Below are 25,396 nucleotides of genomic sequence, written 5' to 3'. Positions count from 1 at the left end.
AGCATGTCTGCACGCCTGATCTATGTGATGGACCCGATGTGCTCCTGGTGCTGGGGTTTTGCGCCAGTGGCCGCGGCCCTGATCGCCCAGGCGCGTGAGGCAGGCGTGCCTGCCCGCTTGGTAACGGGCGGGCTGCGTACCGGCGGCAGCGCCCTGGACAGCTCCACTCGCAAGTACATCCTGGAACACTGGCAGGCGGTGGCTGATGCTACCGGCCAGCCGTTCCGCTTCGAGGGGGCCATGCCGGACGGCTTCGTCTACGACACCGAGCCGGCCTGCCGCGCCCTGGTCACGGCCCGCGAGCTGGATGCCGAGCGCGTCTGGCCGCTGCTGGCGTTGATCCAGCGTTCGTTCTACGAACAGGGCATCGATGTGACCACCGCGCCGCAGCTGGTCGAGCTGGCCTCGCAGTGTGGCTTCGACCGTGCCGCGTTCGCCGAAGCCTTCGCCCGTGCCGATACCCGCGCCGCCACCGCGGCCGACTTCGCCTGGGCCCAGGACCTGGGTATTGCCGGGTTCCCGACCCTGCTGGCCGAGCGCAATGGTCAACTGGCCTTGCTGACCAACGGCTACCAGCCGCTGGAGCGCCTGCAACCCTTGCTCGGCCGCTGGCTGCAGCAGGCCGCCTGTGCTTGATGTACCAGGGTCACCCGACCCGGTACCGGGCAAGCCATACACTGCGGGCGATCGGCTGAGCTGGGCGGAAATCCGCCGCCTGGCCCTGCATCACAAGAAAAACCTCTGGTCCGCCAACCTCATTGCGTTACTGGCGGCGAGTTGCAGTGTGCCCATTCCGCTGCTGCTGCCGCTGTTGGTGGACGAAGTACTGCTCGGCCATGGCGATGCGGCGCTGAAGTGGATGAACCATCTGCTGCCGTCCAGCTGGCAGGTGGCAGCCGGCTACATCGGCCTGATGCTGGCGCTCACCCTGTGCCTGCGCCTGGCTGCGTTGGCCTTCAACGTGATCCAGTCCAAGCTGTTCGCCGGGCTGGCCAAGGACATCGTCTACCGCCTGCGCATCCGCCTGATCGAGCGCCTCAAGCGTATTTCGCTGAAAGAGTACGAAAGCCTGGGCAGCGGCACGGTGACCACCCACCTGGTCACCGACCTGGACACCCTGGACAAGTTCGTTGGCGAAACCCTCAGCCGCTTCCTGGTGGCCATGCTGACACTGACCGGCACGGCGGCCATCCTGATCTGGATGCACTGGCAGCTGGCCTTGCTGATCTTGCTGTTCAACCCGCTGGTGATCTACTTCACCGTGCAGTTGGGCAAGCGCGTCAAGCACCTGAAAAAGCTCGAAAACGACAGCACCGCGCGCTTTACCCAGGCGCTGGCTGAAACCCTCGATGCCATTCAGGAAATCCGCGCCGGCAACCGCCAGGGCTACTTCCTTGGCCGCCTGGGCTTGCGTGCCCGCGAGGTGCGCGATTACGCCGTGGACTCGCAATGGAAAAGCGATGCCAGTGGCCGTGCCAGTGGCCTGCTGTTCCAGTTCGGCATCGACATCTTCCGCGCGGCGGCGATGCTGACCGTGCTGTTTTCCGACCTGTCGATCGGCCAGATGCTGGCGGTGTTCAGCTACCTGTGGTTCATGATCAGTCCGGTGGAGCAACTGCTAAATCTGCAATATGCGTACTACGCCGCAGGCGGTGCGCTGAGCCGCCTCAACGAGCTGCTGGCGCGTGCCGACGAGCCGCAATACCCGGCCGCCAGCGACCCGTTCGCCGGGCGCGAAACGGTGGGCATTGAAGTGCGCGACCTGCGCTTTGCCTATGCCGACGAGCCGGTGCTCGAGCACCTCGACCTGTCCATCGCTGCGGGTGAGAAGGTGGCGATTGTCGGTGCCAGCGGCGGCGGCAAGAGCACGCTGGTGCAGCTACTGCTGGGCCTTTACAGCGCCCAGGCCGGGACCATCCGCTTTGGCGGGGCCAGCCTCCAGGAAATCGGCCTGGAAACCCTGCGCGAGAACGTCGCGGTGGTGTTGCAGCACCCGTCGCTGTTCAACGACAGCGTGCGTGCCAACCTGACCATGGGCCGCGACTGCAGCGATGATGCGTGCTGGCAGGCGCTGCGCATCGCCCAGCTGGATGCCACCATCGCCGCCTTGCCGCAGGGCCTGGACAGTGTGGTAGGGCGTTCAGGCGTGCGCTTGTCCGGTGGCCAGCGCCAGCGCCTGGCCATTGCCCGCATGGTACTGGCTGAGCCCAAGGTGGTGATCCTCGACGAGGCCACCTCAGCCCTGGATGCCGCCACCGAGTACAACCTGCATCAGGCCTTGGCGTGCTTTCTCAGCGGCCGCACCACGCTGATCATCGCCCACCGCTTGTCGGCGGTGAAACAGGCCGACCGGGTGCTGGTGTTCGATGGCGGGCACGTGGCCGAAGACGGCGACCATCAGCAGCTGATTGCCGAGGGTGGGTTATACGCCAAGCTGTATGGGCATCTGCAGCAGAGCTGATTATCTGGCTGCCTTCACCGGGCTTTTGGGAGCAACAGTCTTGCTCAATTTCTAAAAGCTGGTGCGACCCTGTGGGAGCGGGCTTGCCCGCGAACACGGGCGAAGCCCGTGCCATCCACCGCGGTGTCTTCTTCGCGGGTAAACCCGCTCCTACAATGGCCAGCGCGTACGCTGTAAAAATCCCCGATTCCTTGTCATAAAAATCCCCGCCACAGCGATGGCAAATGGCCTACGCTGTGCTTGTCTGGGTCGATTTACGCCTTATCTGCTCTGTGACAGGGACTCCATGAAGGGACATCGCACACTCGAAGCGCCAAAGTTGCTCGGCATCACATGGCCTTTCATCGCCGTCGTGGTCCTTCAGGTGGCGTTGGGCAGCCTCAGCCTTTATACGCTCTCGGCCGTGCGTGCCTATGTCGCGGGCGAAAGCCTGTGGTCCAAGGCGCAGAAAGATGCCATCTACTACCTCAGTCTGTACGGCGAGACGCAGGACGACAGCACCTACCAGCGCTATCGCCAGGCCATTACCGTGCCCCAGGGTGACCATCGTCTGCGCGAGGTGCTCGACCACCCCAGCCCTGATCTGAACGCCGCGCGACAGGCGGTTCTGCAAGGTGGCAACCACCCTGACGATGTCGATCGGATCATCTGGTTCTACCGCAACTTTCGCCATGTCAGCTATATGCAGACAGCCATCGATTACTGGGACATCGGTGACGACTATCTGGCCAAGCTGGATGTACTGGCCGGTGAAATGCGCCAGCGTTTTGCCAATGGCCCGGCGGATCCAGACACTGTCAGCGATTGGAAGGCCCGCATTGTCGCCATCAACGAAGGCGTGACCCCGGCGGCCAAGGCTTTCAGTGATGCCTTGGGCGAAGGCTCGCGCATGTTGCTGCGGGTGCTGCTGATCACCAACCTGCTGACCGCGATGTTCCTGATCGCCATTGCCTGGCGCCGCTCCAGCAAGCTGTTGGCCCAGCGCCAGGCCTTTGCCAGTGCCCTGCAGGAAGAAAAAGAGCGTGCGCAGATTACCCTGCAGGCCATCGGGGATGCGGTGATCACCACCGATGTCGAGGGCAGTATCGGCTATATGAACCCGGCCGCCGAGCAGTTGACCCACTGGCAATCCGGCCAGGCCCAGGGCCTGCCGCTGTCGGCACTGTTCAGCCTGGTGGATGAACACGCCGAGGAGGACGGTCGCAGCTTGGTCGAGCAGGTGCTCAGCGGCAGCCTCAAGGGCGGCTCCGAGCATGCCCGGCTGATCCAGCGCCTGGACGGCAGTACGGTGTCGATCAACCTGGTAGGCTCGCCGATCCTCAATGATGGCCAGGTCAGTGGCATCGTGCTGGTGCTGCACGACATGACCCAGGAACGCCAGTACATCGCCAACCTGTCCTGGCAGGCAACCCACGACGCCCTGACCGGGCTGGCCAACCGCCGCGAGTTCGAATACCGCCTGGAGCAGGCGCTCAACGACCTGGCGCGCCAGGCCGGGCGGCATTCGCTGATGTTCCTCGACCTCGACCAGTTCAAGCTGGTCAACGACACCTGTGGCCACGCTGCCGGCGATGAGTTGCTGCGGCACATCTGCGCGGTGCTGCAATCCGGCCTGCGTGAGGGCGATACGCTGGCGCGGCTGGGCGGCGATGAATTTGGCGTGCTGCTGGAAAACTGCCCGCCCGACCAGGCCGAGCGCATTGGCGAACAATTGCGCCAGATGGTGCAGAGCCTGCACTTCGTATGGAAAGGGCGGCCGTTCGTGACCACGGTCAGTATTGGCCTGGTGCATATGGCCCAGGCCCCCGGTACCCTGGAAGCCTCGCTGCGCGCCGCCGACATGGCCTGCTACATGGCCAAGGAAAAGGGCCGAAACCGTGTGCAGGTGTACCACGCCGACGACAGCGAGCTGTCCATGCGTTTTGGCGAAATGGCCTGGATCCAGCGCTTGCATGTGGCCCTGGAAGAAAACCGCTTTTGCCTCTACGCCCAGGAAATCGCCCCGCTCAAAACCTTCGAGGGCCCGGGCCATATCGAAATTCTGTTGCGCCTGCACGACGAAAGCGGCCGCACCATCCTGCCCAGCAGCTTCATCCCGGCGGCCGAGCGCTACGGCCTGATGACCGCGCTGGACCGCTGGGTGGTGCGCAATGTGTTCATGGTCATACGCCAGTGCCTGGAAGAAGGGCGTGAAGGGCCGTTGTCGACCTGTGCCATCAACCTGTCGGGGTCCAGCATTGGCGACGACAAGTTCCTTGAATACCTCCAGCGGTTGTTCGTCGAATACGCCATTCCGCCGCGAATGATCTGCTTTGAAATTACCGAAACCAGCGCCATTGCCAACCTGGGCAGCGCCATTCGCTTCATCAACGAGCTGAAAGGACTGGGTTGCCGTTTCTCGCTCGATGATTTTTGCGCCGGCATGTCCTCGTTCGCCTATCTCAAGCATTTGCCCGTGGACTACCTGAAGATTGACGGCAGTTTCGTCAAGGACATGCTCGACGACCCGGTCAACCGGGCCATGGTCGAGGTCATCAACCATATCGGCCATGTGATGGGTAAGCGCACGATTGCCGAGTTCGTCGAAACACCCTTGATCGAGCAGGCCTTGCAGGAAATAGGCGTGGATTACGCCCAGGGCTACCTGATCGAACGCCCCCAGGTGTTCACCTGTGACAGTCTGCAGCGCCAACGGATCGCCGCCCGGCCTCTGTTGCAGCGAGCACCTGGCACATTTCGCTAGTTGGAAATCACAAGGATCAAGGAGCTGAAAGTGATTGACGCATTCGTTCGTATCGGGCCTTTGATGGACCCCGCCAGTTACCCCCAATGGGCCCAGCAACTGATTGAAGACTGCCGCGAGAGCAAGCGCCGGGTGGTTGAGCATGAGTTTTATGCACGACTACGCGATGGCCAGCTGAAGCAATCGACCATCCGTCAGTACCTGATCGGGGGCTGGCCGGTGGTGGAGCAGTTTTCGTTGTACATGGCGCATAACCTGACCAAGACCCGCTATGGCCGGCATCAGGGCGAGGACATGGCGCGGCGCTGGCTGATGCGCAACATCCGCGTCGAGCTCAACCATGCCGACTACTGGGTGAACTGGTGCCAGGCGCACGGTGTGCACCTGCACGAGTTGCAGGCGCAAGAAGTGCCGCCCGAGCTGAACGGCCTGAACGACTGGTGCTGGCGAGTGTGCGCTACCGAGAACCTGGCTATTTCCATGGCAGCGACCAACTACGCCATCGAAGGCGCGACCGGTGAATGGTCAGCGGTGGTGTGCTCGACCGACACCTATGCGCAGGGGTTCCCTGAAGAAGGGCGCAAGCGGGCGATGAAGTGGCTGAAGATGCATGCCCAGTATGACGATGCGCACCCGTGGGAGGCGCTGGAAATCATCTGTACCCTGGCCGGTGAGAACCCCACCCTGGGGTTGCGGACCGAGCTGCGCAGGGCCATTTGCAAGAGCTACGACTGCATGTTCCTGTTCCTGGAGCGCTGCATGCAGCTGGAAGGGCGCCAGCAAGGCCGTATGCGGCCGGCGTTGGCTGCGGGCTGATCGCTTTCCTGTACCGGCCTCTTCGCGGGCTTGCCCGCTCCCACGGGATCACCGCAACCCTCAAGGACTGCGCCCTACCTGTGGGAGCGGGCAAGCCCGCGAAGAGGCCGATGCAGGTTTATTGGGCGTTGAACGCCTGCCCGTTCACCCCTGTGCTGTCCGGCCCCATCAGGTACAGGTACACCGGCATGATCTCTTCGGGCAGCGGGTTGTTCTGCGGGTTCTCGCCGGGGTAGGCCTGGGCCCGCATCGCCGTGCGCGTGGCGCCTGGGTTGATACTGTTGGCGCGCACCGGCGCCACGCCTTCCAGTTCATCGGCCAGGGTCTGCATCAGGCCTTCGGTGGCGAACTTCGACACACCATAGGCGCCCCAGTAAGCCCGGCCCTTGCGCCCCACGCTGCTGCTGGTGAACACCACCGAAGCGTCTTCCGACAGCTTCAGCAGCGGCAGCAGGGTGCTGGTGAGCATGAAGGTGGCATTGACGTTGATGTGCATCACGCGCATGAAGTTGTCGCCCGACAGCTGTTCCAGCGGCGTGCGCGGGCCGATGATCGACGCATTGTTGAGCAGGCCATCGAGGCGGCCGAACTGGCCTTCGATCATGGCCGCCAGCTCGTCGTACTGGTGTGGCAGGGCGGTTTCCAGGTTGAACGGGATGACCACTGGCTGCGGGTGGCCGGCGGCTTCGATCTGGTCGTAGACCTCGTTCAGGTTGGCCTCGGTCTTGCCCAGCAGCAGCACGGTGGCACCCAGCGCGGCATAGGCCTTGGCAGCCGCGGCACCAATGCCACGGCCGGCACCGGTAACCAGGATGACCCGGCCTTGCAGCAGGTCGGGGCGGGCGGTGTAGTCGAACATGGTTCTGTCCTTCGAGTTCGTGTGGGCGGCCAGGGCCTAATTGTAGGAGCGGGTTCACCCGCGAATGCGCCAGCCCGGACAACACTGGCGCCTGATCGGACGCATTCGCGGGTGAACCCGCTCCTACAAAAGGCGGTGCCCGGTCATCGGTCTGGGTTCAGCACCCGCACAGCGCGCTGTCGATCACTTTGCGCAGTTCCAGCGGGTGGTCCACCACCACGTCGGCACCCCAGTTGTTGGGGTTGTCCTCTGGATGAATATAGCCGTAGCGCACCGCCGCCGTGCGGGTACCTGCGTCGCGGCCAGACTCGATGTCGCGCAGGTCGTCGCCAACGAACAGCACACTGGCCGGGTCCAGGTTCAGCGTTTTGCAGGCCAGGATCAGCGGCTCGGGGTCGGGTTTGCTGTTTTTCACGTGGTCCGGGCAGATCAGCAACGCCGAACGCTCGGCCAGGCCCAGTTGCTGCATGATCGGCTCGGCGAAGCGCACCGGCTTGTTGGTGACGACGCCCCACAGCAGGTTGCCTTTCTCGATGTCGGCCAGCAGCTCGGCCATGCCCTCGAACAGCTTGCTGTGCACCGCGCAGTCGCGCTGGTAACGCTCGAGGAACTCCAGGCGCAGGGCCTCGAAGCCGTCAGCCTCCGGGTCCATGGCGAACGCAGTGGCAACCATGGCGCGGGCGCCACCCGAGATCACGCCACGGATCAGGTTGTCGTCAACGGCCGGCAGCCCGCGTTCGGCGAGCATGGCCTGGCAAATGGCGATGAAGTCCGGCGCCGTGTCCAGCAAGGTGCCGTCCATGTCGAAGAGTACTGCTCGCAAACGCATGCTTATTCCTCGCGCAGGGTCTGGATCATGTAGTTGACGTCGACGTCGCTGTTGAGCTTGTAGTGCTTGGTCAGCGGGTTGTAGGTGAGGCCGATGATGTCCTTCACCTGCAGGCCGGCATCGCGGCTCCAGGCGCCCAGCTCGGACGGGCGGATGAACTTCTTGAAGTCATGGGTGCCGCGCGGCAGCATCTTCAGGATGTACTCGGCGCCGACGATGGCCAGCAGGTAGGCCTTGGGGTTGCGGTTGATGGTGGAGAAGAACACCTGGCCGCCAGGCTTGACCATGCGGTAGCAGGCGCGAATCACCGAAGACGGGTCGGGCACGTGCTCGAGCATTTCCAGGCAGGTGACCACGTCGAACTGTTCAGGCATTTCCTCGGCCAGGGCTTCGGCGGTGATCTGCCGGTATTCCACCTGCACGCCGGACTCCAGCTGGTGCAACTGAGCCACCGCCAGTGGCGCCTCGCCCATGTCGATACCGGTGACCGTGGCGCCGCGCAGGGCCATGGCTTCGCTGAGGATGCCGCCACCGCAACCCACGTCCAGCACTTTCTTGCCGGCCAGGCTGACGCGCTCGTCGATCCAGTTGACGCGCAGCGGGTTGATTTCGTGCAGCGGCTTGAACTCGCTTTCGCGGTCCCACCAGCGGTGGGCCAGCGCTTCGAACTTGGCGATTTCGGCGCGGTCGACGTTGCTCATTGAACAGTCCTCTGAAACTTCGCAAAATTGCGCCGGAGTATACCCGAGCGCTTGGCCGCGAGGGTCGCTATAATCGCCGGTTTTTGATATCCGAATGACGGGGAGAGGCGATGCGCGAGCGACTTTTGGCGGCGGAGAAGGTGACCGCGATCCGCTGGCAGGGCGGCGCCTTGCACCTGCTCGACCAGCGCCTGCTGCCGTCGGAGGAGCGTTGGCTGGCCTGCGACAATGTTGCGCAGGTGGCCGCAGCCATCCGTGACATGGCAGTGCGCGGCGCCTCGGCGATCGGTATTGCCGCAGCTTACGGCCTGGTACTGGCCCTTGAAGAGCGGCTGGCCGAAGGCGGCGATTGGGAAATGGACCTTGAAGACGACTTTCTCACCCTCGCCGAGGCGCGCCCTACTGCCGCCAACTTGTTCTGGGCGCTGAACCGCATGCGCGAGCGCCTGCAGCGCCTGCGGCCGGAAGAAGACGTTCTGGCAGCGCTGGAGGCCGAAGCGGTGGCCATTCACGACAGCGACCGTGAGGCCAACCTGACCATGGCCCAGCAGGGTATCGAGCTGATCCGTCGCCATCAGGGCAATGCCCAGGCCCTGCTCACCTTTGGCAACGCCGGCGCCCTTGCCAGTGGTGGCTTTGGCACCGCACTGGGGGTGATCCGTGCCGGCTACCTGGAAGGCATGGTCGAGCGGGTTTATGCCGGTGAAACTCGCCCTTGGCTGCAGGGCTCGCGCCTGACCGGCTGGGAGCTGGCCAACGAGGGCATCCCGGTGACCCTTTGTGCCGACTCGGCGCTGGCCCACCTCATGAAGACCAAGGGCATCACCTGGGTGGTGGTGGGGGCGGACTGCATCGCTGCCAATGGCGACATGGCCGGCAAGATCGGCACCTATCAGCTGGCCGTCAGTGCCATGCACCATGGCGTGCGCTTCATGGTCGTGGCGCCGAGCACCAGCATCGACCTGAACCTGGCCACGGGTGAGGATATCCCGCTGGAGGAGCGTGACGCCGACGAGTGGCTGGACTTCGGCGGTACCCGGGTGTCGCCGGGTGTCGAGGTGTTCAACCCGGTGTTCGATGTGACGCCGGCCGACCTGATCGATGTGATCGTGACCGAGCGCGGCATCGTCGAGCGCCCGGATGCTGCCAAGCTGGCTCAGCTGGTTTGCCGCAAGCGCCTGCACTGATTTTGTATCGCCTCACCGGCCTTTTCGCGGGCTTGCCCGCTCCCACAGGGATATCGCATGGCCTTAGGGCTGTGGTGAACCTGTGGGAGCGGGCGAGCCCGCGAAGAGGCCGGTGCAGGCAATACAGAAACCAGGTTTCAAACGCGGCTGAGACCAACTGCCACCTCTCCCCACCGCCCCCGCGTTTGTGATAACATCCGGCAGTTTCCAAGACCGCCCATCACGGCGGCCTTCATTGCGCAGATCCATGGCACAACTCATTGATTTGTCGTAAGTCGTCGCACCCTTATGCGCTGCGGCGGCGAGCTTCGTTCGGCCCTTGATGGAGCTGCGAAGTTTCACCAGAAAAAGGAATCAGGCTTCTCATGGGCGAACTGGCCAAAGAAATCCTCCCGGTCAATATCGAAGACGAACTGAGACAGTCTTACCTCGACTACGCGATGAGCGTGATTGTCGGGCGAGCGCTGCCCGATGCGCGTGACGGCTTGAAGCCCGTGCATCGCCGCGTTCTCTATGCGATGAGCGAACTGGGCAACGACTGGAACAAGCCGTACAAGAAATCCGCCCGTGTGGTCGGTGACGTGATCGGTAAGTACCACCCGCACGGCGACACTGCGGTCTACGACACCATCGTGCGTATGGCCCAGCCGTTCTCGTTGCGCTACCTGCTGGTCGACGGCCAGGGCAACTTCGGTTCGGTGGACGGCGACAACGCTGCCGCCATGCGATACACCGAAGTGCGCATGACCAAACTGGCCCACGAACTGCTGGCCGACCTGCACAAGGAAACCGTCGACTGGGTGCCCAACTACGACGGCACCGAGCAGATCCCGGCGGTCATGCCGACGCGTATTCCCAACCTGCTGGTCAACGGTTCCAGCGGTATTGCCGTGGGCATGGCGACCAACATTCCGCCGCATAACCTCGGCGAGGTCATCGATGGCTGCCTGGCGCTCATCGACAACCCTGAAGTCACCATCGATGAGCTGATGCAGTTCATCCCTGGTCCGGACTTCCCGACTGCCGGCATCATCAACGGTCGCCAGGGCATCATCGAGGCCTATCGCACCGGCCGTGGCCGCATCTACATGCGCGCCCGCTCCGAGATCGAGGACATCGACAAGGTTGGCGGCCGCCAGCAGATCGTGATCACCGAGCTGCCGTACCAGCTGAACAAGGCGCGCCTGATCGAAAAGATCGCCGAGCTGGTCAAAGAGAAGAAGATCGAAGGCATCACCGAGCTGCGCGACGAGTCCGACAAGGACGGCATGCGCATCGTCATCGAGCTGCGTCGCGGCGAGGTGCCGGAGGTGGTGCTCAACAACCTCTACCAGCAAACCCAGCTGCAGAGCGTATTCGGCATCAACGTGGTGGCCCTGGTCGACGGCCGTCCGCGCCTGCTCAACCTCAAGGACCTGCTCGAAGCGTTCGTCCGCCACCGCCGTGAAGTGGTGACCCGCCGTACCGTATTCGAGCTGCGCAAGGCCCGTGAACGTGGCCATATCCTTGAAGGCCAGGCGGTTGCGCTGTCCAACATCGACCCGGTCATTGCCCTGATCAAGGCCTCGCCGACGCCGTCCGAAGCCAAGGAAGCCCTGGTCTCCACGCCGTGGGAATCCAGTGCCGTGCAGGTCATGGTCGAGCGCGCCGGCGCCGATTCCTGCCGCCCTGAGGACCTGCCGGAGCAGTACGGCCTGCATGACGGCAAGTACTTCCTGTCGCCGGAACAGGCCCAGGCCATTCTCGACCTGCGCCTGCACCGCCTGACCGGCCTGGAGCACGAGAAGCTGCTGGCCGAGTACCAGGAAATCCTCGAGCAGATTGGCGAGTTGATCCGCATCCTCAGCAGCGCCGAGCGCCTGATGGAAGTGATTCGCGAGGAGCTGGAGGCCATCCGTGCCGAGTACGGCGATGTGCGCCGCACCGAAATCCTCAATGCCAGCCACGACCTCAACTACGGCGACATGATCCCGGAAGAAGAGCGCGTGGTCACCATCTCCCATGGTGGTTATGCCAAGACCCAGCCATTGTCCGCCTACCAGGCCCAGCGCCGCGGCGGCAAAGGCAAGTCGGCGACCGGCGTGAAGGACGAGGACTACATCGAGCACCTGCTGGTCGCCAACAGCCATGCCACCCTGTTGCTGTTCTCCAGCAAGGGCAAGGTTTACTGGAAGAAGACCTACGAAATCCCCGAAGCGTCCCGCGCTGCCCGCGGTCGTCCGCTGGTCAACCTGCTGCCGCTGGAGGAGGGTGAGCGCATCACCGCCATGCTGCAGATCGACCTCGAAGCACTGCAGCAGAACGCCGACCTCGACGAAGAACTGGACGAGGCTGAAGACACCGTGCTCGAGGGTGAGCTGGTAGAGGCCGAGGAAGTCGACGAAGAAGACGGCGACACCCCGGAGTGGGTTGCAGAGCCGACCGGTGCGTACATCTTCATGGCGACCGCTTCCGGTACCGTCAAGAAGACCCCGCTGGTGCAGTTCGCCCGTCCGCGCTCCAACGGCCTGATCGCCCTGAAGCTGAAGGAAGGGGACACCCTGATTGCCGCGGCCATCACCGATGGCGCCAAGGAAGTCATGATGTTCTCCGACGCTGGCAAGGTCATTCGCTTTGCCGAGAGCGTCGTGCGTGAAATGGGCCGCAACGCCCGTGGTGTGCGCGGCATGAAGCTGGGCAAAGGCCAGCGGATCATTTCGATGCTGATCCCGGAGTCCGGCTCGCAGATCCTCACCGCCTCCGAGCGTGGCTTTGGCAAGCGCACCCCGTTGTCCAAGTTCCCGCGTCGCGGCCGCGGTGGCCAGGGTGTGATCGCCATGGGTACCAAAGGGCGCAACGGCCTGCTGATCGGGGCGATCCAGGTGCAGGAAGGCGAGGAGATCATGCTGATTTCCGACCAGGGCACGCTAGTTCGCACCCGGGTTGGCGAGGTGTCCAGCCTCAGCCGCAACACCCAGGGCGTTACGCTGATCAAGCTGGCGGCCGATGAGACACTGGTGGGCCTGGAGCGTATCCAGGAGCCGTCCGAGGACGAACTCGATGCAGTGATCGAGACGGACGAGGAGGGGGTCGAGGCTGTAGCGCCAGACAATGAAAATGAAGAAGCTGCAGGTGCCGACGAGGCCCCGCAAGAGTAAGCAAGCGTAAACCCGAGCGGGGCGACCAAGGTCGCCCCGTTTGACTGATAACAGCTGGCAAAGCCCGGCCTTGTGGGAGCGGGCATGCCCGCGAAGCAGACACTGCGGTAGATGGCACCGGCTTTGCCGGTGTTCGCGGGCTCGCCCGCTCCCGCAGGGTCGCTGCTAACCCATGTGATAGTTTTTGTTCTATTTGGCAGAGCGAGAGTGGATGTGAGCAAACGAGCCTTTAACTTCTGCGCAGGCCCTGCCGCGCTTCCTGACGCTGTCCTGCAGCGCGCACAGGCCGAGATGCTGGACTGGCGTGGCAAGGGGTTGTCGGTGATGGAAATGAGCCATCGCAGCGACGATTACGTGGCCATCGCCGAAAAGGCCGAGCAGGACCTGCGTGACCTGCTGTCCGTCCCCTCCAACTACAAGGTGCTGTTCCTGCAAGGGGGCGCCAGCCAGCAGTTCGCTGAAATCCCGCTGAACCTGCTGCCGGAAAACGGCACGGCCGACTACATCGAAACCGGTATCTGGTCGAAAAAGGCCATCGAGGAAGCGCGCCGTTTCGGCAACGTCAACGTCGCCGCCACTGCCAAGCCTTACGACTACCTGGCCATCCCCGGCCAGAACGAGTGGAACCTGACCAAAAACGCAGCCTACGTGCACTATGCGTCCAACGAGACCATCGGTGGCCTGCAGTTTGACTGGGTGCCGCAAACCGGTGACGTGCCGCTGGTGGTCGATATGTCGTCCGACATCCTCTCGCGCCCGATCGATGTGTCGCAGTTCGGCCTGATCTACGCCGGCGCGCAGAAGAATATCGGCCCAAGCGGCCTGGTGGTGGTGATCGTGCGCGAAGACCTGTTGGGCCATGCCCGCAGCAGCTGCCCGACCATGCTCGACTACAAGGTTTCGGCTGACAACGGCTCGATGTACAACACCCCGGCCACCTACTCCTGGTACCTCTCGGGCCTGGTCTTCGAGTGGCTGAAAGAGCAGGGCGGTGTCGAGGCCATGGAGCAGCGCAACCGTGCCAAGAAAGACCGCCTTTACGGCTTCATCGACCGCAGCGAGTTCTACACCAACCCGATCAGCGTCAACGCCCGTTCGTGGATGAACGTGCCGTTCCGCCTGGCTGACGAGCGCCTGGACAAGGCCTTCCTCGCTGGCGCCGACGCGCGTGGCCTGCTCAACCTCAAGGGCCACCGTTCGGTTGGCGGCATGCGCGCCTCCATCTACAACGCCCTGGGCCTGGAAGCGGTAGAAGCGCTGGTAGGCTACATGGCTGAATTCGAGAAGGAGCATGGCTGACATGTCCGAACAGGAGCTCAAGGCGCTGCGCGTGCGCATCGACAGCCTCGACGAGAAAATCCTCGAGCTGATCAGTGACCGCGCCCGCTGCGCCGAAGAAGTGGCCCGGGTCAAGACGGCCTCGCTGAAAGAAGGCGAGAAGCCGGTGTTCTACCGTCCCGAGCGTGAAGCTGCGGTGCTCAAGCGCGTGATGGAACGCAACAAGGGCCCGCTGGGCAACGAAGAGATGGCGCGGCTGTTCCGCGAAATCATGTCGTCGTGCCTGGCCCTGGAAGAGCCGCTGAAAATCGCCTACCTCGGCCCTGAAGGCACCTTCACCCAGGCGGCGGCCATGAAGCACTTTGGCCACGCGGTGATCAGTCGGCCGATGGCGGCCATCGACGAAGTGTTCCGTGAAGTGGCGGCCGGTGCCGTCAACTTCGGTGTGGTGCCGGTGGAAAACTCCACTGAAGGTGCGGTCAGCCACACCCTGGACAGCTTCCTCGAGCATGACATGGTGATTTGCGGTGAGGTCGAGCTGCGTATCCACCACCACCTGCTGGTGGGCGAGAACACCAAGACCGACAGCATCACCCGCATCTACTCCCACGCCCAGTCGCTGGCCCAGTGCCGAAAGTGGCTGGACGCGCACTACCCGAACGTGGAGCGCGTGGCCGTATCGAGCAATGCCGAAGCGGCCAAGCGGGTCAAGGGTGAGTGGAACTCGGCGGCGATCGCCGGCGATATGGCGGCCAACCTGTACGGCTTGACCCGTCTGGCCGAGAAGATCGAAGACCGCCCGGACAACTCCACGCGCTTCCTGATGATCGGTAACCAGGAAGTACCGCCGACCGGCGACGACAAGACCTCGATCATCGTTTCGATGAGCAACAAGCCAGGTGCGTTGCATGAGTTGCTGGTGCCGTTCTATCAGAACGGCATCGACCTGACCCGTATCGAGACCCGCCCGTCGCGCAGCGGCAAGTGGACCTACGTGTTCTTCATCGACTTCGTCGGCCACCACCGCGACCCGCTGATCAAGGCGGTGCTCGAGCAGATCAGCCAGGAGGCTGTGGCGCTGAAGGTGCTGGGCTCTTATCCGAAGGCGGTGCTTTGATTCAGGGGCCTTGGGGCTGCCTTGCAGCCCTTCGCGGGCTAGCCCGCTCCCACAGTGAGCATGTGATGCCGATCTCTGTGGGAGCGGGCTAGCCCGCGAAGGGCCGCGCCGCGGCCCCAATGGCCCTCACAGGCTACCTAGATTTCAGAACAGGGTTCGCACCAGTGGTAAATGCAGCAAAAACCAAACCCGCGCCCATCATCGACCGCCTGGTCGTGGTCGGTCTCGGCCTGATCGGCGGCTCGTTCGCCAAGGGCCTGCGTGAAAGCGGCCTGTGCCGCGAAGTGGTCGGTGTCGACCTGGATGCCCCCTCGCGCAAGCAGGCCGTGGCCCTGGGCGTGGTCGACCGCTGCGAAGAAGACCTTGCCGCCGCTTGTGTGGGCGCCGATGTCATCCAGCTGGCCGTACCGATCCTGGCCATGGAAAAAGTCCTCGCGCGCCTGGCCCTGCTCGACCTGGGTGATGCGATCATCACCGACGTCGGTAGCGCCAAGGGCAACGTCGTGCGTGAGGCGCGTGCCGTCTTCGGTGCCCGCCTGCCGCGCTTCGTCCCGGGCCACCCCATCGCCGGTTCCGAGCAGAGCGGGGTAGAGGCGTCCAATGCCACCTTGTTCCGTCGGCACAAGGTCATCCTCACGCCGCTGGCCGAAACCGACCCCGCCGCGCTGGCCCTGGTTGACCGCCTGTGGCGTGCGCTGGATGCCGATGTGGAGCACATGTCGGTCGAGCGCCATGACGAAGTACTGGCCGCCACCAGCCATCTGCCACACCTGCTGGCCTTTGGCCTGGTCGACTCACTGGCCAAACGCAATGAAAACCTCGAGATCTTCCGGTACGCTGCGGGTGGGTTCCGCGATTTCACGAGAATCGCCGGCAGCGATCCGACCATGTGGCATGACATCTTCCTCGCCAACCGCGACGCTGTCCTGCGCACGCTTGATACATTTCGCAGTGATCTCGACGCCCTGCGCGACGCGATCGCTGAAGGGGATGGGCACCAGCTGCTGGGTGTATTCACCCGCGCACGGGTTGCCCGCGAGCATTTCAGTAAAATCCTGGCCCGCCGGGCCTATGTGGACGCTATGAACGCCAACGATCTGATTTTCCAGGCCCAACCGGGTGGCCGCCTGAACGGGCGGATCCGTGTACCGGGCGACAAGTCGATTTCCCATCGCTCGATCATGCTCGGCTCGCTGGCCGAAGGTACTACCGAGGTCGAAGGCTTCCTCGAAGGCGAAGATGCGCTGGCGACCCTGCAGGCATTCCGTGACATGGGTGTGGTCATCGAAGGCCCCAACCACGGTCGTGTGACCATTCACGGCGTGGGCCTGCATGGCCTGAAGCCGCCACCAGGGCCGCTGTACGTAGGTAACTCCGGTACTTCGATGCGCCTGCTGTCGGGCCTGCTGGCCGGTCAGCCGTTCGATGTCACCATGACCGGCGACGCCTCGCTGTCCAAGCGCCCGATGAACCGTGTGGCCAACCCGCTGCGCGAAATGGGTGCTGTGGTCGAGACCGGCCCGGACGGCCGCCCGCCGCTGACCATCCGCGGTGGCCACAAGCTCAAAGGGTTGACCTACACGCTGCCGATGGCTAGCGCCCAGGTCAAATCCTGCCTGCTGCTGGCCGGCCTGTACGCCGAAGGCAAGACCACTGTCACCGAGCCTGCGCCTACCCGTGACCACACCGAGCGCATGTTGCGCGGTTTTGGCTATTCGGTCGACAGCAATGGCCCGGTGGCCTCGCTGCAGTCCGGTGGCAAGCTGACCGCTACCCGGATCGAAGTGCCGGCTGACATTTCCTCGGCAGCGTTCTTCCTGGTCGCAGCCTCTATCGCTGAAGGCTCCGAGCTGGTGCTGGAGCATGTCGGCATCAACCCGACCCGTACTGGCGTGATCGACATCCTGCGCCTGATGGGCGGCGACATCACCCTGGAAAACCAGCGTGAAGTGGGTGGCGAACCCGTGGCTGACCTGCGTGTGCGCGGTGCCAAGCTGAAGGGTATCGACATTCCTGAAGCGTTGGTGCCGCTGGCCATCGACGAATTCCCGGTCTTGTTCGTGGCCGCTGCCTGCGCTGAAGGGCGTACCGTGCTGCGTGGCGCCGAAGAGCTGCGGGTGAAGGAGTCCGATCGTATCCAGGTGATGGCCGATGGCCTCACCACCTTGGGCATCAAGTGCGAGCCGACCCCGGACGGCATCATCATCGACGGCGGCCAGATGGGCGGCGGCGAAGTGCATGGGCATGGTGACCACCGCATCGCCATGGCCTTCAGCGTGGCTTCGCTGCGCGCCAGTGCGCCGATTCGCATTCACGACTGCGCCAACGTCGCCACCTCGTTCCCCAACTTCCTGGCGCTGTGCGCCGAAGTGGGGATTCGCGTGGCAGAAGAGGGCAAGTCGTGAATTCAATGGCACCGGTTATCACCATCGACGGGCCAAGCGGCTCGGGCAAGGGCACGGTCGCCGGGCTGATTGCCCGCGAGCTGGGATGGAAGCTGCTGGACTCCGGCGCGCTGTATCGCTTGCTGGCATTCAATGCCAGCAACCACGGCGTCGACCTGACCAACGAAGAGCTGCTGACCAAGCTTGCCGCCCATCTGGATGTGCAGTTCATCGCTGCCGAGCCCGGTAAGCTACAACAGATCATCCTTGAGGGTGAGGACGTCAGCAACGTCATCCGTACCGAAACCGTCGGTGCCGGTGCATCGATGGTGGCCTCGCTGCCGGCAGTGCGTGAAGCGCTGCTGGTCCGTCAGCGTGAGTTCCGCGAAGTGCCGGGGCTGATTGCTGACGGTCGCGACATGGGTACCGTGGTGTTCCCGGATGCGCCATTGAAGGTCTTCCTCACCGCCAGCGCGGAGGAGCGCGCACGTCGCCGCTACCTGCAGTTGAAGGGCAAGGGTGAAGATGTTAGTCTGTCGAGTCTGCTGGATGAGATTCGTGCGCGTGATGAGCGCGACACCCAACGTGCAGTGGCCCCGCTGAAACCAGCGGCCGATGCCATTCAGTTGGACTCTACCGAGTTGTCCATCGAGCAGGTGTTGCAACGTATCAGAAGCGAGATCGCCCAGCGCGACCTTATCTGATAGCCAGGAAAGCAGGCAGGGGCACCAGTCAACGTCCTGCCGGCTTTCCTTTACTTAAAACGAACCCACATTGTCTGGAATGTGGTTATGGGCGTCTGTTTCGCCCGAATCTACAGGAATTAAAATGAGCGAAAGCTTTGCAGAACTCTTTGAAGAAAGCCTGAAAACCCTCAATCTTCAGCCGGGTGCGATCATCACCGGTATCGTTGTCGACATCGACGGCGACTGGGTTACCGTACACGCTGGCCTGAAGTCCGAGGGCGTCATCCCGCTCGAGCAGTTCTACAACGAAGCTGGCGAGCTGACCATCAAGGTCGGTGACGAAGTTCACGTTGCGCTGGACGCGGTCGAAGACGGCTTTGGCGAAACCAAGCTGTCCCGTGAAAAAGCCAAGCGCGCCGAGTGCTGGATTGTTCTGGAAGCAGCTTTCGCCGCCGAAGAAGTGGTCAAGGGCGTTATCAACGGTAAGGTTAAGGGCGGCTTCACTGTCGACGTTAACGGCATCCGTGCGTTCCTGCCGGGCTCCCTGGTTGATGTCCGCCCAGTGCGCGACACCACCCACCTGGAAGGCAAAGAGCTGGAATTCAAGGTCATCAAGCTGGACCAGAAGCGCAACAACGTTGTCGTTTCCCGTCGCAGCGTGCTGGAAGCCGAGAACAGCGCCGAGCGCGAAGCCCTGCTGGAAACCCTGCAGGAAGGCCAGCAAGTCAAAGGTATCGTCAAGAACCTCACCGACTACGGCGCATTCGTGGACCTGGGCGGTATCGACGGCCTGCTGCACATCACCGACATGGCCTGGAAGCGCATCAAGCACCCATCGGAAATCGTTAACGTTGGCGACGAAGTCGACGTACGCGTTCTGAAGTTCGACCGTGAGCGCAACCGCGTTTCGCTGGGTCTGAAGCAGATGGGCGAAGATCCGTGGGTAGCTATCACTGCCCGTTACCCAGAAGGTACTCGCGTACAGGCTCGCGTTACCAACCTGACCGACTACGGCTGCTTCGCTGAGCTGGAAGAAGGCGTTGAAGGTCTGGTACACGTTTCCGAAATGGACTGGACCAACAAGAACATCCACCCGTCGAAAGTCGTTCAGGTTGGCGACGAAGTGGAAGTCATGGTTCTGGACATCGACGAAGAGCGTCGTCGTATCTCCCTGGGCATCAAGCAGTGCAAGTCCAACCCATGGGAAGACTTCTCCGGCCAGTTCAACAAGGGTGACAAGATCACCGGTACCATCAAGTCGATCACCGACTTCGGTATCTTCATTGGTCTGGACGGCGGCATCGACGGTCTGGTTCACCTGTCCGACATCTCCTGGAACGAAACCGGCGAAGAAGCCGTGCGTCGTTTCAAGAAGGGCGACGAGCTGGAAACTGTCATCCTGTCGGTTGACCCAGAGCGCGAGCGCATCTCCCTGGGCATCAAGCAGCTGGAAGACGATCCGTTCTCCAACTTCGTTGCTGTCAATGACAAGGGCGCTATCGTCAAGGGCATCGTGAAAGAAGTTGACGCCAAAGGCGCCATCGTCACCCTGGCCGACGACATCGAAGCCACTCTGAAAGCTTCCGAAATCAGCCGTGACCGCGTTGAAGACGCGCGTAACGTTCTGAAAGAAGGCGAAGAGATCGAAGCCAAGATCATCAGCGTTGACCGCAAGTCCCGCGTTATCAGCCTGTCGATCAAATCGAAAGACGACGCTGAAGAGCGCGAAGCTATCCAGAGCCTGAAAAACGCTCCGGAAGCTGCTGCCGACACCACCATGGCTGCGCTGCTGCGCGAAGCAATGGCCAAGCAGAACTGAGTTCTGTTTGATCGGTAAAAAGGGCGACCCTCGGGTCGCCCTTTTTTTTGCTCCGCAACCAGGTGGCGCGGCGGATGGCACTGCTGGAACACGCCAGCTTCAGGCTGGCGAAGCCCGTTGTAGGAGCGGGTTCACCCGCGAATCAGGCGGCGCGGTGGATGGCACCGGCTTCGCCGGTGTTCGCGGGTAAACCCGCTCCTACGCCGATGTCGCCAGTGTAGGAGCGGGTTCGCCCGCGAATCAGGCGGCGCGGTGGATGGCACCGACTTCGCCGGTGTTCGCGGGTAAACCCGCTCCTACGCCGATGTCGCCGTTGTAGGAGCGGGTTCACCCGCGAAGCAGGCGCCACTGGCCTGTCTAAGCGGTAGACCATTCTTGAATTACTTCAATCTTGAATTTTTTTATTAAGTCAAGATCCACCCTGTTCAAATCCTTCCCAGCGTGCTACAAACTGGTTAAGCAATGATCTAGCTGCTTGATAACGAAGGGAAAAATATGACGAAGTCGGAGCTGATCGAACGTATTGTCACCCATCAGGGGCTGCTCTCGTCCAAGGATGTGGAGCTGGCCATCAAGACCATGCTTGAGCAGATGTCGCAATGCCTGGCTACCGGCGATCGCATCGAGATCCGCGGTTTTGGCAGCTTCTCGCTGCACTATCGCGCCCCTCGCGTAGGCCGTAACCCGAAGACCGGCCAGTCGGTCAGCCTCGAAGGCAAGTTCGTGCCGCACTTCAAGCCCGGCAAAGAGTTGCGTGACCGGGTCAATGAAGACGAGCATGAAGAGGCCCACACCTGATTCCACAAGGAGCAATCTGATGCGTAACCTCAAGCGCGCCCTGGCGGCGGTGTTCGTGCTGCTATTGGCGGCTGTGGTGTTGTTCTTCGTGCTGGAGAACCAGCAAACCGTGTCATTGGTCCTGTTCGGTTGGGCTGCACCCGCCATGCCGGTTGCTGTCCTGGTGTTGGCTGCCTTGGTCATTGGCCTGGCAGTCGGGCCGTTGCTGGGGGCCTACGGCGTGCAGCGCAGCAAGCGCAAGATCAGGGCTTCTGCTCGTCAGGCGGCATTGAACGGCAACTAAGGAAATTTCCTACACCTACTAAAGAAAGGTTCACCTATGCATGCGTCGGCCGTCATGGAGTAATAGTCCACTTCATTTTCGGTCCAGGCGAGTGTGCGCAGCATGGAATATCCCAGCCTTTCCCATCACGGTGGTACCCGGGGTGTCACCGGGTCCTGTCACCAGCTGCACCTCGGCCCATCCACCAGTTTGCTGGTCGACTGCGGGCTGGAACAGGGAAGTGATGCGCCGCCCGGTGCAGAATCCGCCCCCCTCGGTTTTGACATCCAGGGTATTCAGGCCCTGGTCATCACCCATGTCCATCTCGACCATGTTGGGCGCATCCCTGCGCTGCTGGCAGCGGGTTACCGTGGCCCTATCCTGTGCAGCGAGCCTTCGGCCCGGCTGCTGCCGCTGGTGCTGGAAGACGCCTACAAGCTGAGCATCAGCAGCGAGCCTGCGCAGGTGGCGCGCTATCTCGATTTCATCCGTGACCTTATCGTGCCGCTGCCCTTCGAGCAGTGGCACACGGTGGTTGAGTGCCCTGGTCTTGCCTGTCGTATTCGCCTGCAGCGTGCAGGGCATCTGCTGGGTTCCGCTTATGTCGAGTGCGATATGCAGCATGAGCAAACCAACACCCGGTACGTGTTTTCTGGCGATCTGGGCGCTTGTGGCAACCCGCTGCTGCGCCCGGTGCAGCCCCCGGAGCGTGCTGACGTGCTGGTGCTGGAAAGCACCTACGGCGACCGCCTGCACCCGCAGGCAGACGACCGCCGTCAGCGGCTGGAAGACGCCATCGACCGAGCCCTCGCCGACAAGGGCACCCTCCTGATTCCTGCATTCAGTCTTGGTCGCACGCAGGAGCTGTTGTACGAGCTGGAAGACATTCTGCACCGCAAAGCCCTGCTGAACACTACCGGCCCGGCTCCGGACGGTGAGCCAATCGACTGGTCACAGTTGCCAATCATCCTCGATTCGCCGTTGGCTCAGCGCATCACCCGCGTGTACCGGGAGCTGCACGAATACTGGAATGCTGAAGCCAGGGCGCGTGTTGCAGCAGGGCGCGATCCACTCGGCTTCAGCCAACTGATCTGTGTGGACACCCATGCCCGCCACCAGCAGGTGGTCAATTACCTCAAGAGCACCGGGCGACCGGCGATCGTGATTGCCGGCAATGGCATGTGTTCGGGTGGGCGCATCGTCAATTACCTCAAGGCCATGCTGGGGGATCCGCGGCATGAGGTGATGTTTGTGGGGTACCAGGCTAAGGGGACGCCGGGGGCGGTGATACAGGCTAGCGAAGGAGCGCAAGGCTTTGTGCAGGTTGATCTGGATGGGCGGATGTATGATATCAGGGCCAAAGTGCTGACATCGTCCGGCTACTCCGGTCATAAGGACCAGCAGGGCCTAGTGCGCTATGCCTGCGAAATCGATCCGCCACCCCGGCAAGTGGTGCTGGTGCATGGTGACCAAGGGGCAAAAAGAACGCTTCAGGCGGTACTGCTCTCCCGCTATAGGCAAGCAGGGGTCACCGTTGATGTACGTATCGGGGGAGCTGAAATTACGGTCGATCAGAAATAGCTGGCTCTACAAGGTATCTGTTAAGTACCGTGAGGGTCAGTGGGGCTTCACCTGTTCGGCTTCATTTCCCGGCGCACGCCAAAAGGCTGATCAAGGCACCTTGATTGGCGTAACAATCTCGGGTAGACATACGCGGTTGGCTTCATCGAACCAAAAATGGTAGCCAGCGCCTCCGTACAGGATTAAATGCGTGCACGCACCTCCATCAATATCCGAGTCAACTAAATGTTAAAGCGGTTTATCGATATATGCGCTTCACTGTGCGCTCTCATACTGCTCTCTCCCGTTATGGCTGTAGTCGCATGGAACATTCGAAAGAAGCTCGGTTCGCCAGTGCTGTTCCGCCAGGTTCGTCCTGGTCGTGATGGCAAGCCCTTTGAAATGATCAAGTTTCGAACCATGCGCGACGCCGTAGGCAGCGATGGCCAACCGCTTGCCGATGCCGAACGAATGACGCCCTTTGGCAGTTTTTTACGCGCAAGCAGCCTAGATGAGCTGCCAGAGTTGTGGAACGTATTGAAGGGCGACATGAGCCTGGTGGGGCCGCGCCCCTTACTGATGGAGTACCTGCCGCTGTATAGCCAGGAGCAGAGCCGCCGGCATGAAGTCCGCCCGGGGGTGACGGGGTGGGCCCAGGTTAACGGCCGTAATGCGTTGAGCTGGGATGAGAAGTTCAAACTCGATGTATGGTATGTCGACAACCAAAGTTTTCTGCTCGATCTCAAGATCCTGTTCATGACGATAAAAAAGGTGGTTGTTAAAGAAGGCATTAGCGCCGAAGGCAATGTCACAATGTCCAAGTTCACAGGCAATAAACGATGAAGAGGTTGGCCGTGCTGGGGGCCAGCGGGCATGGCAAGGTCGTAGCCGATACCGCGCTGTGCTGTGGCTGGGATCAGGTCGATTTCTATGACGACGCCTGGCCAGGTCGAACCTACAATGGCGGCTGGTGCGTAGTCGGTGACTCGGCGGCGCTGCACGCCCGGGTTGGGCAGTACGAGGGAGTGATTGTTGCCATTGGCAACAATGCAGTTCGACAGGCCAAGCTCGAGGCGTTGGGGGGGCTCGGAGCACCTTTGGTGTCATTGATTCACCCCATGGCCTGTGTCAGCCGATATGCGATCATCGGTGTCGGTTCTGTGGTTTTCGCCGGCGTTGTGGTTAACGCTGATGCGAGGGTCGGTTCTGGTGCAATCCTCAATACTGGTTGTAGCGTTGACCATGACTGTGTGCTTGGGAGCGCTGTTCATGTCAGTCCCGGTGCCAGGCTGGCCGGTGCCGTCAGGGTGGGCGATCGCAGTTGGGTCGGTATTGGGGCCTGTGTCCGGCAGATGATCAGCCTCGGCAGCGACGTGGTTGTTGGTGCCGGCGCGGCAGTGGTAAGCGATGTGTCGGATGGGCTGTGCGTAATGGGCGTGCCTGCAAAAGCCCTTGCTACCAGGTAAGCTGAAATCGACTATCCTGAGCGCATGGCTCAATTGACTGTAAGCGTTTGATTTTATGAATTTTCATTTTGCAATGGGTGGGTGTGAACTGTGCTGAACTCTCCTTTTTCTCCCTGGCCGTCTTTTACTGAAGAAGAAGCCAACGCGGTACGTGATGTCATTCTGTCCAATAAGGTCAACTACTGGACAGGGCAGGAATGCCGCGAATTCGAGAAAGAGTTTGCCGCCTGGAGTGGTTGTGCCCATGCAATTGCATTGTCCAACGGCACGGTTGCCCTCGATCTCGCCTTCAAGGCGTTGGGCATCGGTGCAGGCGATGAGGTGATTGTCACTTCGCGAACCTTCTTGGCTTCGGTTTCAAGCATCGTCAATACCGGGGCCACACCTGTTTTTGCCGACGTCGATCTTGATTCCCAGAACATCACGGCACAGACCATCCAGGCTGTGCTCACCCCCCGTACTCGCGCAATCGTCTGTGTTCACCTGGCAGGCTGGCCCTGCGACATGGATCCGATCATGGCGTTAGCTGAACAGCACGACCTGAAGGTCATCGAAGACTGCGCCCAAGCCCATGGTGCCCGGTACAAAGGGCGCCCGGTTGGGTCCATCGGGCATGTTGGAGCATGGTCGTTCTGTCAGGACAAGATCATGACCACCGGTGGCGAAGGCGGAATGGTCACCACCAATGATCGCAGCTTGTGGTCGGCCATGTGGTCGTACAAGGATCATGGTAAGAGCTGGGAGGCAGTCTACGAACGCCAGCACGCTCCAGGTTTTCGCTGGGTGCATGAGAGCTTCGGCACCAACTGGCGAATGATGGAGGTGCAGGGCGTGCTGGGGCGCATTCAACTGCGCAGGATGGAGCAATGGCAAGAAACACGGTTGGCCAACGCCCGTAGAATCTGGGATGTGGCAAGCCAGCAAGCCGCTTTGCGTGTGCCCGCCATTGCCCAGGATTGCGTGCATGCCGCCTACAAATGCTATGTATTTGTCGAGCCTGGGGCATTGAAGCCCGGTTGGACACGTGACCGGGTGCTCAATGAGATCGTTGCCCGCGGCGTGCCATGTTTCTCGGGCTCGTGCTCTGAGGTGTATCTGGAAAAGGCTTTTGACGCCACCCCATGGCGCCCTGCATCGCGTCTGCCGGCAGCCATGCAACTGGGAGAAACCAGTTTGATGTTCATGGTGCACCCGACACTGACCAGTATCGAGATCGACAAGACCTGTCAGGTCTTGCGTGAGGTCATGCAGGAAGCGCAAGGCGAGTGAACTTCCGGGGCTTGCGTCCGGTTC

20 protein-coding genes are annotated in these 25,396 nt (G+C 62.0%); 17 read left to right on the top strand and 3 right to left on the bottom strand.

Features of this window, described 5'->3' with window-relative positions:
- The first annotated feature begins 3 nt into the window (after nucleotides 1-3).
- The 4 genes from V7787_RS06585 to V7787_RS06570 all read left to right on the top strand — a co-directional run bounded on the left by V7787_RS06585 (nucleotide 4) and on the right by V7787_RS06570 (nucleotide 6,020).
- Complete coding sequence (locus V7787_RS06585) at nucleotides 4-636, top strand: DsbA family protein (RefSeq protein WP_049587258.1); 633 nt, start codon at nucleotides 4-6, stop codon at nucleotides 634-636.
- Complete coding sequence (locus tag V7787_RS06580) at nucleotides 629-2,461, top strand: ABC transporter ATP-binding protein (protein WP_104887174.1); 1,833 nt, start codon at nucleotides 629-631, stop codon at nucleotides 2,459-2,461. The genes V7787_RS06585 and V7787_RS06580 overlap by 8 nt, the downstream gene beginning before the upstream one ends.
- A 286-nt stretch (nucleotides 2,462-2,747) precedes the next feature.
- Entirely contained in the window at nucleotides 2,748-5,204 is a 2,457-nt protein-coding gene (locus V7787_RS06575) for an EAL domain-containing protein (RefSeq protein ID WP_020192572.1), read from the top strand.
- 30 nt (nucleotides 5,205-5,234) lie between these two features.
- On the top strand, nucleotides 5,235-6,020 hold the full coding sequence (locus tag V7787_RS06570) for a TenA family transcriptional regulator (protein ID WP_010952802.1): 786 nt from the start codon (nucleotides 5,235-5,237) through the stop codon (nucleotides 6,018-6,020).
- A gap of 118 nt (nucleotides 6,021-6,138) precedes the next feature.
- On the opposite strand, the gene V7787_RS06565 is transcribed toward V7787_RS06570, so the two are convergent.
- The 3 genes from V7787_RS06565 to ubiG all read right to left on the bottom strand — a co-directional run bounded on the left by V7787_RS06565 (nucleotide 6,139) and on the right by ubiG (nucleotide 8,409).
- Nucleotides 6,139-6,879 (bottom strand): YciK family oxidoreductase, encoded by a 741-nt coding sequence (locus V7787_RS06565; protein WP_003252656.1) that lies wholly within the window; start codon nucleotides 6,877-6,879, stop codon nucleotides 6,139-6,141.
- Between the two features lie 157 nt (nucleotides 6,880-7,036).
- Entirely contained in the window at nucleotides 7,037-7,708 is a 672-nt protein-coding gene (gene mupP / locus V7787_RS06560) for an N-acetylmuramic acid 6-phosphate phosphatase MupP (protein ID WP_010952803.1), read from the bottom strand.
- A gap of 2 nt (nucleotides 7,709-7,710) precedes the next feature.
- Nucleotides 7,711-8,409, bottom strand: a complete 699-nt coding sequence (gene ubiG / locus V7787_RS06555) for a bifunctional 2-polyprenyl-6-hydroxyphenol methylase/3-demethylubiquinol 3-O-methyltransferase UbiG (protein WP_003252662.1) — start codon at nucleotides 8,407-8,409, stop codon at nucleotides 7,711-7,713.
- A gap of 110 nt (nucleotides 8,410-8,519) precedes the next feature.
- Here ubiG and mtnA point away from each other — a divergent pair, with 110 nt between their 5' ends.
- The 13 genes from mtnA (at nucleotide 8,520) to V7787_RS06490 (ending at nucleotide 25,372) form a co-directional block, all read left to right on the top strand.
- Nucleotides 8,520-9,596, top strand: a complete 1,077-nt coding sequence (gene mtnA, locus V7787_RS06550) for an S-methyl-5-thioribose-1-phosphate isomerase (protein WP_020192573.1) — start codon at nucleotides 8,520-8,522, stop codon at nucleotides 9,594-9,596.
- Nucleotides 9,597-9,961: 365 nt separating this feature from the next.
- Nucleotides 9,962-12,733: a DNA gyrase subunit A gene (gyrA, locus tag V7787_RS06545; protein ID WP_064492639.1), complete on the top strand. Its 2,772-nt coding sequence runs from the start codon at nucleotides 9,962-9,964 to the stop codon at nucleotides 12,731-12,733.
- Between the two features lie 213 nt (nucleotides 12,734-12,946).
- Complete coding sequence (serC, locus tag V7787_RS06540; protein ID WP_010952806.1) at nucleotides 12,947-14,032, top strand: 3-phosphoserine/phosphohydroxythreonine transaminase; 1,086 nt, start codon at nucleotides 12,947-12,949, stop codon at nucleotides 14,030-14,032.
- Between the two features lies 1 nt (nucleotide 14,033).
- On the top strand, nucleotides 14,034-15,128 hold the full coding sequence (gene pheA, locus V7787_RS06535) for a prephenate dehydratase (protein ID WP_003252669.1): 1,095 nt from the start codon (nucleotides 14,034-14,036) through the stop codon (nucleotides 15,126-15,128).
- Nucleotides 15,129-15,325: 197 nt separating this feature from the next.
- Complete coding sequence (locus V7787_RS06530) at nucleotides 15,326-17,533, top strand: bifunctional prephenate dehydrogenase/3-phosphoshikimate 1-carboxyvinyltransferase (RefSeq protein WP_231114300.1); 2,208 nt, start codon at nucleotides 15,326-15,328, stop codon at nucleotides 17,531-17,533.
- 5 nt (nucleotides 17,534-17,538) lie between these two features.
- On the top strand, nucleotides 17,539-18,216 hold the full coding sequence (gene cmk / locus V7787_RS06525; protein WP_232968887.1) for a (d)CMP kinase: 678 nt from the start codon (nucleotides 17,539-17,541) through the stop codon (nucleotides 18,214-18,216).
- A 124-nt stretch (nucleotides 18,217-18,340) separates the two neighbouring features.
- A complete protein-coding gene (rpsA, locus tag V7787_RS06520; RefSeq protein ID WP_003252673.1) occupies nucleotides 18,341-20,017 on the top strand; it encodes a 30S ribosomal protein S1 in 1,677 nt (558 codons plus the stop codon).
- Nucleotides 20,018-20,512: 495 nt separating this feature from the next.
- A complete protein-coding gene (ihfB, locus tag V7787_RS06515; protein ID WP_010952810.1) occupies nucleotides 20,513-20,815 on the top strand; it encodes an integration host factor subunit beta in 303 nt (100 codons plus the stop codon).
- A gap of 19 nt (nucleotides 20,816-20,834) precedes the next feature.
- Nucleotides 20,835-21,098: a lipopolysaccharide assembly protein LapA domain-containing protein gene (locus V7787_RS06510; protein WP_003260859.1), complete on the top strand. Its 264-nt coding sequence runs from the start codon at nucleotides 20,835-20,837 to the stop codon at nucleotides 21,096-21,098.
- 102 nt (nucleotides 21,099-21,200) lie between these two features.
- Nucleotides 21,201-22,658, top strand: a complete 1,458-nt coding sequence (locus tag V7787_RS06505) for an MBL fold metallo-hydrolase (RefSeq protein ID WP_336086689.1) — start codon at nucleotides 21,201-21,203, stop codon at nucleotides 22,656-22,658.
- Between the two features lie 225 nt (nucleotides 22,659-22,883).
- Nucleotides 22,884-23,480, top strand: coding sequence for a sugar transferase (locus tag V7787_RS06500; protein ID WP_336086687.1), 597 nt, complete (start codon nucleotides 22,884-22,886; stop codon nucleotides 23,478-23,480).
- Nucleotides 23,477-24,103, top strand: a complete 627-nt coding sequence (locus tag V7787_RS06495) for an acetyltransferase (protein ID WP_336086685.1) — start codon at nucleotides 23,477-23,479, stop codon at nucleotides 24,101-24,103. The genes V7787_RS06500 and V7787_RS06495 overlap by 4 nt, the downstream gene beginning before the upstream one ends.
- Nucleotides 24,104-24,193: 90 nt before the next feature.
- Nucleotides 24,194-25,372: a DegT/DnrJ/EryC1/StrS family aminotransferase gene (locus V7787_RS06490; protein WP_336086683.1), complete on the top strand. Its 1,179-nt coding sequence runs from the start codon at nucleotides 24,194-24,196 to the stop codon at nucleotides 25,370-25,372.
- The last annotated feature ends 24 nt before the right edge of the window (nucleotides 25,373-25,396 follow it).

The sequence above is a fragment of the Pseudomonas sp. CGJS7 genome, from assembly GCF_036961695.1.
Note: the sequence above shows the minus strand (reverse complement) of the source record. Positions and strands in the feature narration are given on the sequence as shown.

Coding starts and splice junctions, on each gene's coding strand:
- V7787_RS06585 (WP_049587258.1), top strand. CDS start 4: ATGTCTGCACGCCTGATCTATGTGATGGACCCGATGTGCTCCTGGTGC.
- V7787_RS06575 (WP_020192572.1), top strand. CDS start 2,748: ATGAAGGGACATCGCACACTCGAAGCGCCAAAGTTGCTCGGCATCACA.
- V7787_RS06565 (WP_003252656.1), bottom strand. CDS start 6,879: ATGTTCGACTACACCGCCCGCCCCGACCTGCTGCAAGGCCGGGTCATC.
- mupP (WP_010952803.1), bottom strand. CDS start 7,708: ATGCGTTTGCGAGCAGTACTCTTCGACATGGACGGCACCTTGCTGGAC.
- ubiG (WP_003252662.1), bottom strand. CDS start 8,409: ATGAGCAACGTCGACCGCGCCGAAATCGCCAAGTTCGAAGCGCTGGCC.
- mtnA (WP_020192573.1), top strand. CDS start 8,520: ATGCGCGAGCGACTTTTGGCGGCGGAGAAGGTGACCGCGATCCGCTGG.
- gyrA (WP_064492639.1), top strand. CDS start 9,962: ATGGGCGAACTGGCCAAAGAAATCCTCCCGGTCAATATCGAAGACGAA.
- pheA (WP_003252669.1), top strand. CDS start 14,034: ATGTCCGAACAGGAGCTCAAGGCGCTGCGCGTGCGCATCGACAGCCTC.
- cmk (WP_232968887.1), top strand. CDS start 17,539: ATGGCACCGGTTATCACCATCGACGGGCCAAGCGGCTCGGGCAAGGGC.
- rpsA (WP_003252673.1), top strand. CDS start 18,341: ATGAGCGAAAGCTTTGCAGAACTCTTTGAAGAAAGCCTGAAAACCCTC.
- ihfB (WP_010952810.1), top strand. CDS start 20,513: ATGACGAAGTCGGAGCTGATCGAACGTATTGTCACCCATCAGGGGCTG.
- V7787_RS06510 (WP_003260859.1), top strand. CDS start 20,835: ATGCGTAACCTCAAGCGCGCCCTGGCGGCGGTGTTCGTGCTGCTATTG.
- V7787_RS06505 (WP_336086689.1), top strand. CDS start 21,201: ATGGAATATCCCAGCCTTTCCCATCACGGTGGTACCCGGGGTGTCACC.
- V7787_RS06500 (WP_336086687.1), top strand. CDS start 22,884: ATGTTAAAGCGGTTTATCGATATATGCGCTTCACTGTGCGCTCTCATA.
- V7787_RS06495 (WP_336086685.1), top strand. CDS start 23,477: ATGAAGAGGTTGGCCGTGCTGGGGGCCAGCGGGCATGGCAAGGTCGTA.